This window comes from Candidatus Frankia alpina, from assembly GCF_902806485.1.
GTDB classification, from domain to species: domain Bacteria; phylum Actinomycetota; class Actinomycetes; order Frankiales; family Frankiaceae; genus Frankia; species Frankia alpina.
Genome location: NZ_CADCWT010000551.1, coordinates 1 through 614, shown reverse-complemented (window position 1 = coordinate 614; position 614 = coordinate 1). Strand labels below are relative to the sequence as shown.

Genomic DNA, 614 nt, shown 5'->3' with positions numbered 1-614 from the left:
CCACCAGGAGATCGGTGTTGCCACCGGGCTGCACAAGGGCACCGTCAGCCGAACCGTCACAGCCCTCCTCCACGCCGGCCGGCTCACCCGCTTCTCAGACGGCACCCTCACCACCAGCACCGGAGAGGTGTCGGCATGAGCGCCCCCGCGGCCATTCCTGTCACGGACACGAAGAAGATCGTCGTGGCACGGCGGGAGGTGGACCGGCTGCGGCTGAAGGCTCAGGGGGCGGGCCCGCAGGAGGTGGCGATCTGGGAGGCGGCGAACAAGGTTTCCGACCTGCAGGCCGCGGCCCGGTCGGCGCAGGTACGGGCGGCCTGCCGTGCGGGCCGGCTGATGGACCTGGTCCTGGCCGCAGTGGCGGTCCTGACGATGGCGTTCAGCCTGCAGAACATCCACGGCTTCGCCGCCGCCCACCAGGTCGGCGATCCGATCGGCTGGTTCCTCGCCCCCGCCGTCGACCTTGCCCTGATCGCCGCACTGACCGGCGATGCGGTCCTGTCCCGCAAAGACCTGACCGCCGGGGTGTGGGCGACCCGGCTGCGCTGGTACGCCGGTGGGGCCACGCTCCTGCTCAACTCCTGGGAGTCCTGGGCCTCCGTCGACCCGGCGGC

At 71.8% G+C, this 614-nt stretch carries 1 pseudogene; it reads left to right on the top strand.

Annotated elements, in window-relative coordinates:
- Positions 1–135 precede the first annotated feature (135 nt).
- Positions 136–614: pseudogene (locus G6R25_RS24455) on the top strand (hypothetical protein); the annotation flags it as partial.